This window comes from Paenibacillus sp. RRE4 (assembly GCF_031844205.1).
Classification (GTDB): domain Bacteria; phylum Bacillota; class Bacilli; order Paenibacillales; family Paenibacillaceae; genus Paenibacillus; species Paenibacillus xylanexedens_B.
On sequence record NZ_JAUZUT010000003.1, the window covers coordinates 41,948 to 58,471 of the forward strand.

The 16,524-nt window shown below is 46.2% G+C and carries 17 protein-coding genes and 1 other annotated feature; of the genes, 6 read left to right on the top strand and 11 right to left on the bottom strand.

Annotated elements, in window-relative coordinates:
* Positions 1-27: 27 nt before the first annotated feature.
* The gene (locus tag Q9R46_RS18950; protein ID WP_311281318.1) at positions 28-948 is read left to right on the top strand and encodes a D-alanine--D-alanine ligase; all 921 of its coding nucleotides are present in this window, start codon (positions 28-30) and stop codon (positions 946-948) included.
* The gene (locus tag Q9R46_RS18955; RefSeq protein WP_311281319.1) at positions 945-1,403 is read left to right on the top strand and encodes a GNAT family N-acetyltransferase; all 459 of its coding nucleotides are present in this window, start codon (positions 945-947) and stop codon (positions 1,401-1,403) included. Before Q9R46_RS18950 ends, Q9R46_RS18955 begins: the two co-directional genes overlap by 4 nt.
* A gap of 161 nt (positions 1,404-1,564) precedes the next feature.
* Here the strand turns inward: Q9R46_RS18955 and Q9R46_RS18960 are convergent, their stop codons facing one another.
* The 5 genes from Q9R46_RS18960 to Q9R46_RS18980 form a co-directional block, all read right to left on the bottom strand.
* The gene (locus Q9R46_RS18960) at positions 1,565-1,729 is read right to left on the bottom strand and encodes a hypothetical protein (protein WP_186375551.1); all 165 of its coding nucleotides are present in this window, start codon (positions 1,727-1,729) and stop codon (positions 1,565-1,567) included.
* 34 nt (positions 1,730-1,763) lie between these two features.
* Positions 1,764-3,215 (bottom strand): GNAT family N-acetyltransferase, encoded by a 1,452-nt coding sequence (locus Q9R46_RS18965; RefSeq protein ID WP_311281320.1) that lies wholly within the window; start codon positions 3,213-3,215, stop codon positions 1,764-1,766.
* A gap of 255 nt (positions 3,216-3,470) precedes the next feature.
* Positions 3,471-5,006 (bottom strand): copper amine oxidase N-terminal domain-containing protein, encoded by a 1,536-nt coding sequence (locus Q9R46_RS18970; RefSeq protein WP_311281321.1) that lies wholly within the window; start codon positions 5,004-5,006, stop codon positions 3,471-3,473.
* Between the two features lie 188 nt (positions 5,007-5,194).
* On the bottom strand, positions 5,195-5,326 hold the full coding sequence (locus Q9R46_RS18975) for a hypothetical protein (protein WP_311281322.1): 132 nt from the start codon (positions 5,324-5,326) through the stop codon (positions 5,195-5,197).
* A 111-nt stretch (positions 5,327-5,437) separates the two neighbouring features.
* The gene (locus Q9R46_RS18980; RefSeq protein ID WP_311281323.1) at positions 5,438-5,905 is read right to left on the bottom strand and encodes a DUF1877 family protein; all 468 of its coding nucleotides are present in this window, start codon (positions 5,903-5,905) and stop codon (positions 5,438-5,440) included.
* Positions 5,906-6,060: 155 nt separating this feature from the next.
* Here Q9R46_RS18980 and Q9R46_RS18985 point away from each other — a divergent pair, with 155 nt between their 5' ends.
* Together Q9R46_RS18985 and Q9R46_RS18990 are read left to right on the top strand one after the other, a co-directional pair.
* On the top strand, positions 6,061-6,525 hold the full coding sequence (locus Q9R46_RS18985; RefSeq protein WP_311281324.1) for a DUF4385 domain-containing protein: 465 nt from the start codon (positions 6,061-6,063) through the stop codon (positions 6,523-6,525).
* Positions 6,526-6,629: 104 nt separating this feature from the next.
* Positions 6,630-7,937 carry a VWA domain-containing protein gene (locus tag Q9R46_RS18990; RefSeq protein WP_311281325.1) on the top strand — a complete coding sequence of 436 codons (1,308 nt, stop codon included), beginning with the start codon at positions 6,630-6,632 and terminating at the stop codon, positions 7,935-7,937.
* A gap of 51 nt (positions 7,938-7,988) precedes the next feature.
* On the opposite strand, the gene Q9R46_RS18995 is transcribed toward Q9R46_RS18990, so the two are convergent.
* The gene (locus Q9R46_RS18995; RefSeq protein WP_311281326.1) at positions 7,989-8,771 is read right to left on the bottom strand and encodes an SDR family NAD(P)-dependent oxidoreductase; all 783 of its coding nucleotides are present in this window, start codon (positions 8,769-8,771) and stop codon (positions 7,989-7,991) included.
* A gap of 252 nt (positions 8,772-9,023) precedes the next feature.
* On the opposite strand from Q9R46_RS18995, the gene Q9R46_RS19000 reads away from it, so the two are divergent.
* Positions 9,024-9,689, top strand: a complete 666-nt coding sequence (locus tag Q9R46_RS19000; protein ID WP_311281327.1) for a TetR/AcrR family transcriptional regulator — start codon at positions 9,024-9,026, stop codon at positions 9,687-9,689.
* 158 nt (positions 9,690-9,847) lie between these two features.
* Here the strand turns inward: Q9R46_RS19000 and Q9R46_RS19005 are convergent, their stop codons facing one another.
* The 5 genes from Q9R46_RS19005 to Q9R46_RS19025 all read right to left on the bottom strand — a co-directional run bounded on the left by Q9R46_RS19005 (position 9,848) and on the right by Q9R46_RS19025 (position 15,019).
* Positions 9,848-10,909, bottom strand: a complete 1,062-nt coding sequence (locus tag Q9R46_RS19005; RefSeq protein WP_090921199.1) for an LLM class flavin-dependent oxidoreductase — start codon at positions 10,907-10,909, stop codon at positions 9,848-9,850.
* Between the two features lie 141 nt (positions 10,910-11,050).
* The gene (locus Q9R46_RS19010; protein WP_311281328.1) at positions 11,051-11,869 is read right to left on the bottom strand and encodes a class I SAM-dependent methyltransferase; all 819 of its coding nucleotides are present in this window, start codon (positions 11,867-11,869) and stop codon (positions 11,051-11,053) included.
* A 78-nt stretch (positions 11,870-11,947) separates the two neighbouring features.
* Positions 11,948-12,191: a binding site (T-box leader), on the bottom strand.
* 115 nt (positions 12,192-12,306) lie between these two features.
* The gene (locus tag Q9R46_RS19015; protein WP_311281329.1) at positions 12,307-13,968 is read right to left on the bottom strand and encodes a DUF4179 domain-containing protein; all 1,662 of its coding nucleotides are present in this window, start codon (positions 13,966-13,968) and stop codon (positions 12,307-12,309) included.
* Positions 13,925-14,482, bottom strand: a complete 558-nt coding sequence (locus Q9R46_RS19020; protein ID WP_311281330.1) for an RNA polymerase sigma factor — start codon at positions 14,480-14,482, stop codon at positions 13,925-13,927. The genes Q9R46_RS19015 and Q9R46_RS19020 overlap by 44 nt, the downstream gene beginning before the upstream one ends.
* A gap of 195 nt (positions 14,483-14,677) precedes the next feature.
* Positions 14,678-15,019 (bottom strand): zinc ribbon domain-containing protein YjdM, encoded by a 342-nt coding sequence (locus Q9R46_RS19025; RefSeq protein WP_311281331.1) that lies wholly within the window; start codon positions 15,017-15,019, stop codon positions 14,678-14,680.
* A gap of 269 nt (positions 15,020-15,288) precedes the next feature.
* Between Q9R46_RS19025 and Q9R46_RS19030 the strand changes: the two genes are divergently transcribed.
* Complete coding sequence (locus tag Q9R46_RS19030) at positions 15,289-16,440, top strand: VanZ family protein (RefSeq protein ID WP_311281332.1); 1,152 nt, start codon at positions 15,289-15,291, stop codon at positions 16,438-16,440.
* Positions 16,441-16,524: the final 84 nt, after the last annotated feature.

The following is a 16,524-nucleotide window of genomic DNA, read 5'->3' on the forward strand; positions in this document are numbered from 1 at the left end:
ATTTTAAAAAGCATAGGAGGATTTCATATGAAAGTCGGCGTTATTATGGGCGGAACATCTTCAGAGCGGGATATCTCCCTGCTCACCGGACAGGAGATGATTGCGAACTTGGACAGAAGCAAATACGAGGTCGTGCCGATTGAGCTGAATTCCAAACGGGATCTGATCGATAAATCGGACGGAATCGATGTAGCTTTGCTTGCCCTGCACGGAAAATACGGAGAAGACGGTACGGTGCAAGGCACGCTTGAATCCCTCGGCATTCCTTACACGGGTTGCGGCGTGCTTGCAAGCAGCGTATGCATGGATAAGGACATGTCCAAACAGCTCATGCGGCAAGCGGGGGTACTCACGGGAGACTGGCTTCAAGTGAACAGAATGCAAGATCTGTCCTCTGTGGTTGTCCAGCACTTAACGTACCCTGTCGTTGTCAAACCCAACTCAGGCGGCTCCAGCATTGGAACGCAGATCGTCTATGAACCATCATCCCTGCCTGCGGCAGTAGAGTCCGCTCTTGCCTGGGATGACAGTGTAATGATCGAGCAATACATTGAGGGTGAAGAGATTACCTGTGCTATCGTAGATGGTAAAATGCTACCCGTGATCTCTATTCGTGCCAATGCTGCCTTTTTTGATTATGCTGCCAAGTATGATGATAACGGTGCGGATGAGCAGGTCGTACAACTCCCTTCAGAGCTGCATCAGCGCGTAGAAGCCGCAGCGTTAACCTGTTACAACGTACTCAAATGCAGTGTCTATGCCAGAGTGGATATGCTCATTCGGGATGGCGTGCCTTACGTACTGGAGGTAAACACCTTACCGGGGCTTACCCGCAACAGCCTGCTACCCAAAAGTGCCGCCGCTGCGGGGATTTCTTTTGCTGAGCTACTCGACACCATCATTGATCTGTCTCTCAAAGAACGTTCCGGGGAGTTGTCTCGTGTATGAGTCTAGATGTAAATATCCGGCATAGCGCCGATCAGGATCTGCAGGACATGGTTATTCTTATGGATCAGCTGGGATACCCAACAACCTACGACGAGATGCAGGAAAGATACACTCACATTGCTGCTGATACCCATTTCACAACGCTGGTAGCCGAAGTGCGCGGGCGTGTAGTGGGACTGATTGGTATGCAGACGTCATATTCCTATGAAAAGAACGGTAGACATTGCCGTATTATGGCACTGGTTGTGCACGAACATTACCGCGGCTCCGGTATCGGCCGTCAACTTCTATTCGCTGCTGAGCAATGGGTAGCCACACAGCAGGTCGACTCTATCTCGCTAAACAGCGGTAATCGTGCGGATCGTGAAGCAGCGCATGCATTTTATCAAAATATGGGTTATTCCGCTGGTAGCACCGGATTCAGCAAAAAAACACAGTTGCTGCAACATACGTAATCCAAGTCGGGCGCCCAAATATGGATACAGGTCATTACTGCTCACGGTAAAACTCCGCATATAACCTCGAAACTATAAATATAAAAAATAAAACATTCCCTTCTAAGCGCTAATATGGCTCGAAGGGAATGTTTATGTTTCATGGTCTTATCCTGATTGATTTAGGACTTGGCAGATTGTTCACCGGACAGCAGGAATGCGACCAGACGGCCGACTTCCTTGGATTCACCCAGACGTTTGGCCGGGTTGTCCTTTACGAACTCTTTGGACGCCGACTCCCAGTCATTCGGGTTAATCTGTTTGAATGAGGCACAGCACGAGGTCATTCTTAATTTAATACCCTTTTCAAATTGGGCTTTATCACACCTTCGACAACTCATATGCCTCCATTAATTTCTCCAGAGGAATCCCGTTAATTTTCATTCCTGACACTTGGCAGGCTTCAAGCTCAACACCTGAAAGATCACAGTCGACAAATCGACTGCCTCCCAAATCACAATGTCTCCACTGCATTGGCACGCGGTCTGTACCCAGATGTGTATCCTGGAACTGAGCCCCGTCCAGCGCACAGAATTCAAACTTGGTATTTGTTAAACGTAAATCTGCCAGCAACATTTCCGTCATATTCAGGTTCGTTAGTTTGCTTCCACTCATATTACAGTCGGTGATGCGGCTGTTCCTCATTGTACTGGAGCTGTACCACATCGAATCCAAATTGGCTTGAACATGTTCATGCTCCTGAATTGGATCATGCTGTCCGCTTCCGGTATCGATCTTCTTCTCATAACCATACTCTGACTCGGAGGCATACATCCGAACATAACCGAGCTTTTCGTAGAAATGATGATTACTCGTCTGCCGACCAGAAGTCTCCAGCCTCCAATGCAAAATATGCGGAAACACAGTCTCAATCTGTCTGATCACTTGTGAGCCTACTCCGCGCCCTTGACAGACAGGGTCGATATAGATTTTATCCAACCTTGCGATTCCATGTCCGAGCACATTTATGCTCACGCCACCGATGGCACAGCCATCTGCTTCCACCACATAGTAGTCCCACTCACGAATGACATATTCATGCAAGCGAACAGCGTTATATCCCGGAGGACAAAGATTGCTATCCAATTTCTGCTCTCCGTTCGCCCAAACGTGCATGACATGATCAAAAGCACGTGTGCAGATTTCTGTCAGCACAACGGCATCTTCTTGTTCTGCCCGGCGCAGGTTTATCGATAATGGTTTGGATTTATTCTGCCCATGCCCAGTAGCTTCCCCGTCAGAATCCGTGCTGTTAAGTTCAAAATAATCATAGACCTCCCCGTCAGACAGACGTCTCCGATTCACATACTGGAAGCCTGTATGCTCCAGTACTTTACGAGAAGCCGGGTTGTACGTCTTCACGATGCCCACAATCCGGTTTAACGACGTATGTTCGAATAGATACGTCGTCAACGCTCGTACCGCCTCCGTGATATAACCTTTGTTGCGGTGATCGCGTGAAATGGCATAAGCTACCTCATGATCAGACGGATCAAGCATATCGTTAGGAAACACACCACACCAACCGATCAACCGCTGGCTCTCCTGATGAATGACCGCAAGCATAATCCGTACATCCTGAGGATCAAACGGTTCATAACTCCCTACGACAAACTGCAAAAATTCACTTAATTGCTCTTCTGTCATCTTCCAATCGGGTAACAGGTCGGTAATTTCAGGCTGATGTGTCAAGGTTGTCAGCGCGGCTCGGTCTTGCAAGGTAAAGGGACGTAACATTACTGAATTAGCAAAAATCGTGAAACCATGATTCATATAGAACACCTCTTAGGGATTATTTTGTGATGGCACGACAAAAAAGAGTACCTCCAATAGAGGTACTCCCGTATCGTTTCATCCTTTCAGATCAAACGCCGAAGCTCCTCGTAATGGGTCAAAAAGGACAGACGTATCCCGTGTTGGTCTAACGGAATTTTTGCGCCTTGTTCTTTTCTACATCATTACGAGAAATCTGGCATTCTCTGAAATCCCCTTTCAATGCACGCATCATTTTTAGCTATCTACATTAGATTACGGACGATCAATGAAAATCCAGCCTGTATCTTGTTCTTTTTCAATCGTGGCTCCAAGTGATTCAGCCATGAAACGAAGCGGCACATAAGTCTTGCCGTTTTTGCCAACAAAGGCGGATTCCACCATCGTGACTTCTTGCCCCGCAACGGTGGCCTTTGGAGAATCTACCGTCAGCACGATCTCGTTTCCGGTTATGTCATCAATGACAACGATCTGTTTCGAACCTTTCGTCCATTTCACTTCTGCATCCAATTGCTCGGACAGATAGCGAATCGGTACAAAGGTTGTATTTTTGACAGTAATTGCACCAAACTCTTCGTCTTCCGGATAGAGGAAGATGCTTTTCGTTGTAATCTTCATCTCATTTTTCAGGAATTGATAAACAAATGAATTTGGATCAAAATTGCGAAGCACCTGACCCGGTGTAACTTCCCCTTCGGTTAGTTCCATCACACCACGGGAAGCATCTACTTGATCAACAGTAACCGCGCCGCCGACATTCCATAGCTCACTGTCTGCGCTAACCGTTACAGAGCGCACTGGCAAGTCTTCTGATGCAGGCACAGCCACCTTCAACGACATCTTTTGTTTGCGAATATCCAGCTTGCTGTCGATGAAGAAGTCCATGTTTAATTTAGTTTCCGAGCCAAATACTGTTTTCAGCTCCGGTGTATCTTTCAGCAGGTTGCTCAGCTCCTGATCATAGTTCGCCAGAATGCTGTCCAAACCTTCTTTAATCATGGCATAAATGGAAGTGACTGCTTCCTCCTTCGAATTAGGCAGGATAGAGGTGATTCCTTCGTTTTCCATACCTTCCAAGCCCATATAACTTTCAAATACAGGGTACAGCACATCATACAAGTCTCCAATCAACTGTTTGAGACCTTGCTCATCCTTAGAGATACTTGTCAGGAACGGCTTAAACATCGCAAGCAACTCTTCACCGTTAATCTCCATATGTAGCTTGTTCAGAGACAATATTTCACCATTTACGGCTTCCTGAACAGGGGTAACGGATATGTTTTTCGGATTGGACAGATGTTTCATGACAAAAGTGAATACCTTCGGAGAAAGCTCCTGAAGCTGTTTCTCCAGTTCTTTAGTATCTATTGGAAGAAGCATGGTCTCTGCTCCCCCAAGTGTATCCAGAGATATATAAACCGGTTTCTGAGCTCCATCGACATCGATGGTCATGCCCGACTTGTCCATAGACAGATGGAAAGGCAATTTCGTTCCTTCGATGCTCACCGATCCTTTGACCGATGCCGTGTTCGCGTCCTTCATCTTGGCATGATCAATGTTCAGCGAGATTGAGTTAATTCGTTTGATCATTTCGAGGTCTTCATCGGTTGCCAATTGTTTGTCCGGCTCTATGTTAATATGCATGGATTGTTTGGTTTCACCGGATTTTACATTGGTGTTATTGACCATGGCTTGGCTAACATTAACTCCGCCCACGGCCTGACAACCTGTAAGAATAACCAGTAAAAGGACAAGCGGTACTGCCATCCATTGGCTTAACTTACGACTCATAATTGGGATCTCCCCCCTTAGCAAAATATGGTTCAATTCATATTATGAGGGCAGGTGGAAACAATGTAAACGGATACGCACAAAAATAGGCCAAATAGGCCGGATCGCGTCCGGCCTCCTGGTTCTTCTATCACTCATATGTCATAACATGCGCGTGGAAACATGCTGTTTCATGTAATATTTTCAGACTATTCCTGCTCCTGATCTTCTGCAGGCTCTTCATCTTTCACCTCATCTGCTGGTGTTACAGGGGTCTCGAATTGATCCGGTTCATCGTCTTGAATCGCTTTGTTTTCTTCATTCTGGTTTTGTGTCATCATCGCTCTCCCTCTCTTCAGCGGATATCATCAAGGCACTGCCTTGTTTGTATCAATAACCGGATGGCATATGAATCAAACATGATGCGGTGATTTTTGCAATACCTAGCCATTTTAGAACACGTAGAAGATAATCCCGTTGCCGTTCTCTACGGTGACTTGAAACAAAGCCTGAATCATATCAATCGTTTGCACGATCTCCTGAAAAATCTCCTCTTCGTCCCAACCTTCCATTACGGGGTATACCCCTTCAGCAAGCATCTTGTCCAAGCTGAAACGCATCCTCACATCCTCAGGGGTAAGTTGCTCCAAGGCCATATAAGCCTCAAGAACCTGCTTGTTATTAATCAAGAACAGATCCATATCGGAATAGTTACCCAAATACTGCTGACTAGCCAGCGGCACAACGTATCCTAGCGGAGGTTCTCCATCCACAAGGTTACCGTTCAACGTAAACTGTAGCATCTGCCACGTTTTATCAATATCCAGATCGACCTGACAATCATGCACACTAACTTCTCCTGATTGAATGGAATTTACCAATTCATCGGTTACGACCACATATCTGCCCGACATGCCCATCGCGTTATCCCTCCTGACATTTCCTTCTATTGTTCCCCATTAACCGTGCATGTTACATCAGAATCGGGGTAAAAAGGAAAAAGGGCACAATAACGTCACCATACGATGCTCATGTGGGGAGCGCAAATGAACCATTTCCTAAGGAGGATATCCCGATGAAAAAATTTGACTACAGTCTAAATTACGAGGAACTCGATCTGCGGAAGCAGCCTGAATTATATACCGTTGGCCGGGGCGAGCAAGGGGTACTTATGGTGGAACCCTACAAAAGCGAGATTCTGCCGCACTGGCGGTTCAAAACACCTGAGATTGCGACAGAGTCATCGGAGAAGATCTATGAACTATTTTTGGAGTATAAGAAACAGGGGGATTTCGTTGGCATGGATATGGCTCGCAAGTTTTTACAGATGGGCTACACTCGGGCGAGACGTTATACCAATCATAAAGGCGGACGCAAATATTCGAAGCAGGATGGCTCGATCCTGCCTTATCAGAACGACCCGGTGAAGGCGGAAGCAGCAGCTATTTTCAAAGCGCAATGGGAAGTAGCGAAGAAAGACCCCGACTACGTGAAAATGATGAAGCAACATCGGGAAAAGTACGAGTCAGAGGAAGGCTAGGCGCATATTTGAAATCATTGACTTGTGGAAACATATGGCTCAAAATCTATCTTGTTACTGTTTGTTTTCCACCACTATTTTGGAGAAAAGAGGCGCAGCCGACTATGACAGATTCGTTTATACAATTAAACACAGGCCAGAATACCAACATTAACGAATGCGCTCAGCTTCAGGTGACAATCAAATGCACATCCGCCCCCTCGGCCTTGGATGTTAGCTGTTTCATGGTAAACGAAGCAGGAAAAGTTCCATCGGACGACTATTTTGTATTTTATAATCAGGAGGCTGACCCGCATAACAGCGTTCGTTTGCAACAGATAAAGGAATGGCAATCCACTTTTGTACTGGATACGCATATATTACGGCAGGCCTCTGTAGAAAAATGTGTGTTCACGGCTACACTTGATGCGGGACATACATTCGCCGATGTTCGTACATGTCAAGCGGTTGTTCAAGCGGGTTCCCAGCAGATTACGTATGAGATTACGCAGGCCACGGCAGAAACAGCGCTTATTTTCATTGAAATTTACAAGTATCGTGACGGATTCAAGGTTCGTGCCATCGGACGTGGTTTCTTCGGTGGATTGAAGCCGCTGGCAGAATCTTTCGGGGTAGAGATTGAAAGTAACGATGCCTCGGAAGCCGAACAGGCCCTGCTCACAGCACAAGCTGAAGTGGCAGCAACCTCATCCCAAACCGCGGTACCCGTTGCTGATCCGATTCCGAGCCCTCCACCACTGAACTTGACCAAAATCGATTTGCTCAAGCATAAAGTAACCCTGTCTCTCCAAAAGAAAAAGGTTGAACCTATTCAGGCACGTGTTGCCGTTGTATTCGATGCATCAGGGTCCATGTACCATCTGTATCGTAAAAGCATCGTGCAAGAAGCCTTTGAGCGGATACTGGCGATTGCATCCGCATTTGATGACAACGGGGAATTAGACGTATGGTTCTTCGCCAAAGACTTCTTACGTGCCCCTAGCGTCACCGCCAAAGATTTCGAGAATTATATTGAACGTACATACAAGCTGGGGAGCAAAGGCGGTACCAATAACGAACCACCTGTAATGCAAGATGTCATTCATAAATACACCATCGAGGAACCCAATGTTAAGATTCCAACGTATATTATCTTTTTTAGCGATGGCGGGGTTAGTCAAAAAGGAAAAATCAAGCGATTGATTACCGAAAGCTCAACCAAAAATCTGTTCTGGCAATTCGTTGGTTTGGGTAGAGCCAATTACGGTGTTTTGGAGAATCTCGATGAAATGGAGGGGCGTTTCATTGATAACGCTAACTTCTTCGCACTGGACGACATCTCGAAAATCAGCGATGAAGAATTGTACGATCGTCTGCTCAACGAATTCCCAGGCTGGATCAAGGAAGCTCGGGCCAAAGGCATTCTGGCCTAAGAGTTCATCTTCTAAGGTTAATTCAGGCTTGTAGCTTTCCCACTTGTAATCTTAGAATCGTGGTCTTAACATGCTTCCGACAATTCGCAGCATGGACTTGCGTGGCATGAGGCGGGAGAACTGTGCTGTCCAGTAATTCCGGGCACCCGGTACTGCATATGGCTTGCCTTTCTCCAGCGCCCTCACGGCCACTGCCACGACATGCTCAGGTGTATCACGTTTACCTACAGAAGCTTCATCAGCACCTACCACATCAAAGAACGGCGTCTCGGTTGAGCCCGGACATAAGGCCAAAAATTGAACGCCACGTTTCCTATTTTCTTCATATAACGCCTCTGTAAAAGAAAGTACAAATGCCTTTGTCGCCCCGTACACCGCCATAAACGGATCAGGCTGGAAAGCTGCCGTCGAAGCCACGTTAATAACCGTGCCATTCTCCTTCTCTAACATATTTGGCAAGAAAAGATGCGTCATGTTTGTCAAAGCTAATACGTTCAACGTAATCTCATCCTGTTGCCGGGAACCCGGCAATTGTTCAAAGTAACCATGAGTAGCGAATCCAGCGTTATTGATCAGGATATCAATCTGTATTCCCCGTTTCTGGCATTCCTCATATACCTTCTGTGGTGCGTCTAATTCGGAGAGATCCGATACGACCACTTCTGCCCTTACTTGATATGTACGTTTGATTCGTTCTGCCAACTGTTCCAGTTTGGACTCCGTTCTTGCTACTAGTACAACATGATTACCCTTCGAAGCCATTTCGAGTGCAAAAACTTCACCTATTCCTGAAGAAGCTCCTGTAATAAGTGCCCATTGATGTTGTTTTATCATTTCTCATCCACCCTCTACATTAATATAAACATACGTTTTCTATAGGAAACACTGTTACCATATAGAATCATCGTAACCAATATTCATGATCCTGTCAAATTCAATCTGTTTAACTCGACTTCAGAACGTCGTGCTTACTTTCAAGAGTCCAATTAAATTGACGTGATCTGGCGTAAAACAGTAGAATGGCCATAAGCAAAGGAAACGTCGCAGTTCCTGATTAACAACAATACGGTTATGAGGATGAAATCAATGAAGGATAAGGATATACATTCGGGTTCCGCGGAACCTGCACATACGGTAACAACCTTTCAGGAAGCCAGACTGCAGCACTCGGATAATCTTCGGCAAAATGTTGTGCATGCTGCTGCTGCTTTATTACAAGAGCATGGACCCGAAGCCGTCACGGTACGCCGCGTAGCTGAACGCATGGAATGCTCTACCAAGATCATATATAACCTTTTTGGCAAAAAAGAAGGGTTAGCCAAGCATCTATATCTAGAGGGATGCTCTGTTATGGCTCAGCATTTTGAAGCTGTTCCCCGGCAAGCATCATTCGAACAATATTTCCGTGATCTGGCCTACGTCTACTGGGACTTCGGCATTGCTCAATCCAGCTTCTATCAGCTGATGTTTGGAGGTTCTTTTTCCGAATTCAAACCGGACGGAGAGACGTTACAGGGAACAGCGACTGCACTGAAACAAGTATCTGGGTTAGTTGAGTCAGCCATTGAACAAGGAATGATTCAGGTGCAAGATCCCCTGCTTGCGGTGCGTATGATTTGGGCTCCCTTACATGGTGTGATTCATCTGTACTTGGGAGGACATATCGAGAACGAAGATGCTGCCAAAACCCTCTATGATCATACGTTATCGATGGTTATAGGCTCTCTTGTGAACAAATCTGCGAAAGGATAGACACAAGATTGGTGCATGTAGAAAAGGTTAACGTCGAACGTAAAAGGAGCCTGTCCGCTTGCGTAATACGCTTAGGACATGCTCCTTTTTCTTTTGCTACTCTATCTCGGTGTACATGACTAGATCAATTTAGATCATATTTATCATCTACAGCAGGCTTAGCGCGCCTCTTGATTCTCCGCTTCCCAGCGTGCAATTTCCTCACGCACTTTCGGTGCAACTTCTTTGCCAAGCAGTTCGATCGCGTGCATAACCTCATCATGCGGCTGTGTACCCAGTGGTGTATGCAACATGAAACGGGTGATGCCAACCTCTTTGCGCAGATAGATAATCTTCTCAGCGACGGTGTCCACATCCCCTACGTACAATGCACCTTCCAGACTACGTGCCGCATCAAATGTTTCACGTCCATAATGTCCCCATCCGCGTTCGCGTCCCAGCTGGTTCATTACCGCTTGTGCAGGGCGGAAAAACTTCTCTACCGCATCATCGGTTGTATCGGCAACAAAGCCATGAGAGTGGGAAGCAACGGTTAACTTGGAAGCATCGTGTCCGGCATGTGCGGCTGCTTTTTTGTACAGCTCCACCAGAGGTGCGAATTGTTTTGGACGACCACCGATAATGGCAAGCACCAGCGGCAATCCGAGCAGACCTGCACGGACAACCGATTCCTGATTACCGCCGCTGCCAATCCAGACCGGAAGCTTCTCCTGCACCGGACGCGGGTAGATGCCCAGGTTGTTGAAGGAAGGGCGGTGTTTGCCCGACCAGGTTACTTTTTCCGACTCCGTCAGTTTCAGAAGCAGATCCAATTTCTCGTCGAACAATTCATCATAGTCGCCCAGATCATAACCGAACAATGGGAACGATTCAATAAATGAGCCACGCCCTGCCATAATCTCCGCACGTCCATTTGAAATACCGTCCAATGTCGCAAAGTCCTGAAACACACGTACTGGATCATCCGACGACAACACGGTCACCGCACTGGTCAAGCGAATGTTTTTCGTCTGCGAAGCTGCCGCCGCAAGAATGACTGCCGGGGATGAAGCCGCATAGTCCGAACGATGATGCTCCCCTACACCGTACACATCCAGACCCACTTGATCTGCCAGAACGATTTCTTCCACAACATCACGAATACGCTGCGCGTGGCTAATTACTTCTCCTGTATTAACATCCGGGTTTGTTTCCACGAATGTACTAATTCCGATTTCCATGATATGTTCCTCCCTGTGTATGAAGCGATCCGTCGTTCATCTAACCTATTGTAAGTAGATCACCTTTTGTTATATACCTTTATATTGGACTATTTTGAGCAAAAACACAAGTACCCTCTGTTTCCAGAGGGCTCCTTTCTTCTACAACTTCCTTCCGATATACAACAGATGGGACGAGATTCCCAGAATGGAAGGGTCTTTGGCCGCCTCAATCAAGTATTGAAGCAGTTCTTGCTCTTCACCGCGTTCCCTCCAATATTGCTGCTGCTCGTCTGTAATCAACGCTTTGAGGCTGGAAGAGCCGATCAATTGAACAGTCCCGAAGCCGTACTGTTCCATGAACGGCACAACATCCTGCACATGAAAATAGTATGCTCCCGTAAAGCGGCCCTGATCCTGATGATCAAATGTGCCTCTTTCTACAAAAGACCGGATCGCATCCATGCTATCATTGGGACTCCAATGATGGGGCGATTGCAGTGAGTTGATACTCATCCGCATCCGGGTCTGTACCGCCACAAATACAACGCCTCCCGGCTTGGTTACCCGATAGAGTTCACGCACTGCCGCCCTCCGCGCTTCTTTCTTCTGCAGATGATAAAGCGGCCCCAGCATAAGCACTGCATCATAAGTGTTATCTACAATCTCGTTCAGGTGAATCGCATCCAATACATGAAATCCCTCAAACTGCGGCGTCAACCCAAACGCTTCGGCCTTTTCTCGTGCTTGCTCTACCGATGAAGGTGTAAGATCCGATAACGTAACCCTGTACCCCTGTTTGGCTAACTCCATCGCATATTTTCCCGGCCCTGCACCGTTATCCAGAATCATACCGCTCGGCGGAAGATGTTCGCGAATATAATGCATGTTAATGATGAATTCGATGGGTTCGCGCTCCAGCCTGCCCCACTCATCAAATCCGGAATAATATTGAATAATGCGCTCTCGATCTCTGTCCATCTCTTGTACACCTGCCCTTTCCTCTGGAATTAAGCTTTACAGAACATCAAAGAACATCAAAAAGACCTGCCGCCTCAGCTAAGAGGCGACAGGTCTGACCTTCGCGGTACCACTCTTTTTGTTTATAGACAGGATTATACCAACCTATCCTTCCATAACATCTCATGACCTGATGACGGAGGTTACCCGTCAGGATCTACGTGGAACGCATTCGATCCTGCCGCTCACAGGTGAGTTGGGGACAGGCTGGACTGTCTCGCACCGAATTGACAGTTCTCTGAACCACGCCATATACCTTAATACTCCTGATCATTGCGTTTGTTATTTTAGTTTTACCAAGTATAGTTCTCCTAAATATTTACTATCAACTCTAAATTCACAGTACATCAGACAGTTCTCTCATTTATAAAATACAAACCGTATTACATCAATCCTTCTTATTTTTGCTTCTTTTCCACTAATGGTACAGCTATTTTAGCTTCCGGTTCTTCTATACTATACATCCAAGGATATACAACTGCCGTATCCGATGTATACTTCTCATACCGATCAATACCCTGGTTGTCTCCGTCACCCGCAAACTGGGTCTTGGCAGGCATACCATAGCTTCGTTCCCCCTTTATGAGCATAAAGGTCTGATTCATCCCTCCAAAATGCGGATCATCACTATACCTCTCCACGTACAAATCCCCGTCCTTAAGGTAATATGTCCAATGGATTGTATAACCGCCCAGATTTGAATCCACAACTTGTGGCTTCTCACCAATTGCAGGCAAAGTAACCGGCTCGAACTCACCCTCAATATATCGGACTTGATGATGGGCGAACAGAGTCATTGGTGTATCTGGATTAATCTCTAGGCCGGGGTTGACTTCAAAACGAAGTTCCATTTGATTTGAAGTATCTGACGGCCATACGGCACCTTCCAAACGTGTGCCATGCACATCCAGATCATATTTCAAATAGGGCAGTTGCAAGATGGCTCGATCCTGAGCAAGAATCACCCGGATTTGTGTCGGCGTAATGATGGCCTCCTTCACGAGTACCCCTTCCGATTGTTGGCCCAGAGGGAGATTCAACACTTTTCTGCTCGTTCCGCCAAGCATCTCCGTTTTATCTAATCGTATACTGATATTCAAGGGCTGATCCATTCTGCCTTCTTCTTTATGATACGCGAGTACATAAGATGAGGCTTGTTGTTTTAACGTATCCAGGTTATAGAACTGTTCTGATATATATTCACCGTGCGCTCCTGGCTTACCGCTTATACTCGGTGCAACCGAATCTAATGTCTGTCCTTTTTGATCATAAATCTTTAAAAAAGGATAAGCATACTCACGGACATCAGACTGGTCAAAAGTTAACGATGTAGACAGCATCACTTGATTATCTTTCTCGTTGAATACACTCACTGCAAGTTTACCCAAGCCGTCTTGATGGATATCGAACCCTTGTGACTGCCGCTGGGAAAGATCCAGGTTAATTGCCTGTTCCTCGGGAGCCAACACCTGGACTCCACTTACTGTAAAATCAACATCGACCTCTTTTCCTGACGGTGTCCACTCCGTTTCAAAATAACCTTTGTATACTCCGTTCACCTGATCAAAATCATGATAATACCTGCCTTCGATTTGCTTCCCAGTCTCATCGCGCAGGCCGATCGAAGGAAATCTTACCGTATCCCCTTTGTACTTACCGGGGTTTAAGGTGTACAAAATAACAGTACGATTATCATCAGTAAAGGCAGTATCGAGTGTTAATGTTACCCCGCCGACCGTCACCGATTGATTCAGTTTCTGTCCAAGTCCATTTTGCAGCGCATTCTGGATACCACTCCGGTGATTCAACAGGTCAAACCAGTCATAGTGGACTGCTGCGTATACAGGTGTCGCCATAAGAATAACGGCTGCTGTTCCGATCAGTGTGGTTTTTTTCCATCTCAGGCTCTGCCGTACATTTTCTTTCCTCGCTGAAGCATGAAGCTCAGGGCAACGCTCTTGATCCTTTTGAATCTGATCCCACATGGCATTAAAATCGGGATAATGGATATCCGCATCATTTTTCAGATGATGAGACAACCTTTCTTCCGTATGTTTCACTGTACACTTCCCCTTTCTGATGTTGTTTGCTGGCCTTCTCCCATTTTTTCCTCAGCAGGCGAATTCCCTTATATATTCTTGACTTTACCGTGCCCAGCGGAACTTCCAGCGTTTCGGCCGTTTCCGATAAACTGAATTCGTTCATATAGCGTAGCAGAATGGCTGAACGTATTTTCTCAGGCAACTCCTGAACCCAATGTTCCCAGAGATCCGATTCCTCCGCATGCTGAGCCACCTGGTCAACCGGGTCAACCGTTCGTTGCGGCGTGAGCATAAAAACCCTTTTTTCCCGTTGCTTGGATGCATGCTCTCTTTTCATAAAATTAAGGCAGTGATTCACTGTGATTTTCATCAGCCATGTTTTCATGTTTTCCACCTTCCTCCAATCCTGACGGAAGACGGTAATAAAAACGTCGTGGCAGACATCTTCCGCATTCTGCGCATGATGGAGCATGTAGTAACACGTCCGGTACACATCTTTGTTGTACATTTCGAACAGTTCTTTTTCAGTCAAACGACTCTCCTCCTTTCTTTTGCATCAGCCTTTTCAAAACTATAGACAAAGCCGATCCTTCAAAGGTTCATTCTTCTTCTCTCCGCACAGCCAAAAAAGAACGTTCACTTCCACAGCAATGCAGAAATGAACGTTCTTTATGGATGAAGACAAGTATACTAGGACTCATGTACAGTGCAGTCCCTGCACTCCACCCTAGATCTTTTTCACAAATTCGGACTTCAACTTCATCGCGCCAAGGCTATCGATCTTGCAATCAATATCGTGATCTCCATCGATCAGACGAATATTCTTCACCTTGGTTCCTTGCTTCACGACGAGCGAGCTGCCTTTCACCTTGAGGTCTTTAATGACCGTAACGGTATCCCCATCCTTCAGTACATTCCCGTTGGCATCACGCACAACTTTGGATTCCTCGGCATCCCCTTGATCCGCTTCCAAAGACCATTCATGCGCACATTCCGGGCAGATCAACAACAGACCATCCTCGTACGTATACTCCGAATTACATTTCGGACAATTAGGCAAAGTAGACATATGTATTAAACTCTCCATTCTAAAATTGGCTTACATGCAAGTATACGGGATTTGGGCCGTTTGTTCCATACGATGGATCACTGCAACACATGTTTAACTTATAGGGAAGGTTCCACCCACACCGAATTTAAACCAAATTTAAACTTGGTTCTACCCTTGCTTTAAGGAAATCCGCTTAATATATAAGTATCCAAACAGACGAAATCATTTTATAAACCTTACGGACATTGTCCTCTACTTATATTTCCATGCCAAAGGAGTTTCTGCTTATGTCATCCTATGTTTTCCCCATTCAGACCGCGTTTATCATCTTTGTCATTGCATCCATGTTTCTGCTGGTGCCGTGGTTAATCTATGGTTATCGCAAAGACGGCTTCTTTAGCTGGTCCCGGTTTGCCGTCAGCTTTTCTTTTATTTTCTTCCTCATGGCTGCTTACTGCCTTGTGATCCTGCCGCTTCCCGCGACTCGAAATAACTGCGCTGGTCACACAGCGAATGCCGTATATTACAACCTTCAACCCTTTATGTTTGTGAAAGACATTATGAAGGAAACACCTATCATATGGTCTCAACCATCAACTTGGATCAACATGATTAAAGGCCGTGCTTTCTTGCAAGTACTGTTTAATGTCCTGCTACTCATGCCGCTGGGGGTCTATATTCGGTATTTCTGGCAAAAGAGAGCATTCTGGAAACATGCCTTTGTCGCCGGTTTTGGGCTTTCCTTATTTTTCGAAGTCACCCAACTCACCGGGTTGTACGGGTATTTCAGTTGTCCTTACCGACTGTTCGATGTGGATGATCTAATGTTGAACACCTCAGGTGCAGTGATTGGATTTTTCGCAGCCCCGCTTGCGTTGGCCTTGTTCCCGTCACGTGAGAGTATTCAAGCTAAGAGTGAGCAAATCATGGAGCAAAACCGCGTCTATCCTGTGCCACAGTTGCTCGCACTGCTGATCGACGGTATTGTTGTCATGATTATCGACACCTTCATCTCCATATTCACAGCGTCCAATGATATTCAGGATGTTATCAATACGTCCACGGCGATGGTTATCGTGCTGTTCTTTATCCCTTGGGTTCGCAACGGAGTTACACCGGGCTCTGCCGTTCTCCGGTTCCGATATGTCGATCGTCAAACGGGTATGCCGACGCTTAGAGCATTATTGAAAAGATTTATTGCCATCTATGCTCCGTGGTTTGTGTTAACGGTTATTCAACTGGTAAGTCAGTATGCATCCCCTAACTACCAGGATGATGTGCTTAATTCTTATCTGGTCTGGATTTTCCTAGGCATAAACTTTTTAGTCTTCCTCGTATATTTCGTCCTCTTTATCCATGTGGTGGTCGTGATATTCTCGGGTGGAAAACGTTCCTTCTACTTCGACGAGGCCTCTCATACGCGAGCCTCCCGTAAATAATAAATCAAGTGTGCTCTCCCTAACAGAGACGACCACATAGCCAAAAAAGGCGGCATCTCATGGTTATTCCATGAGGCCGCCTTT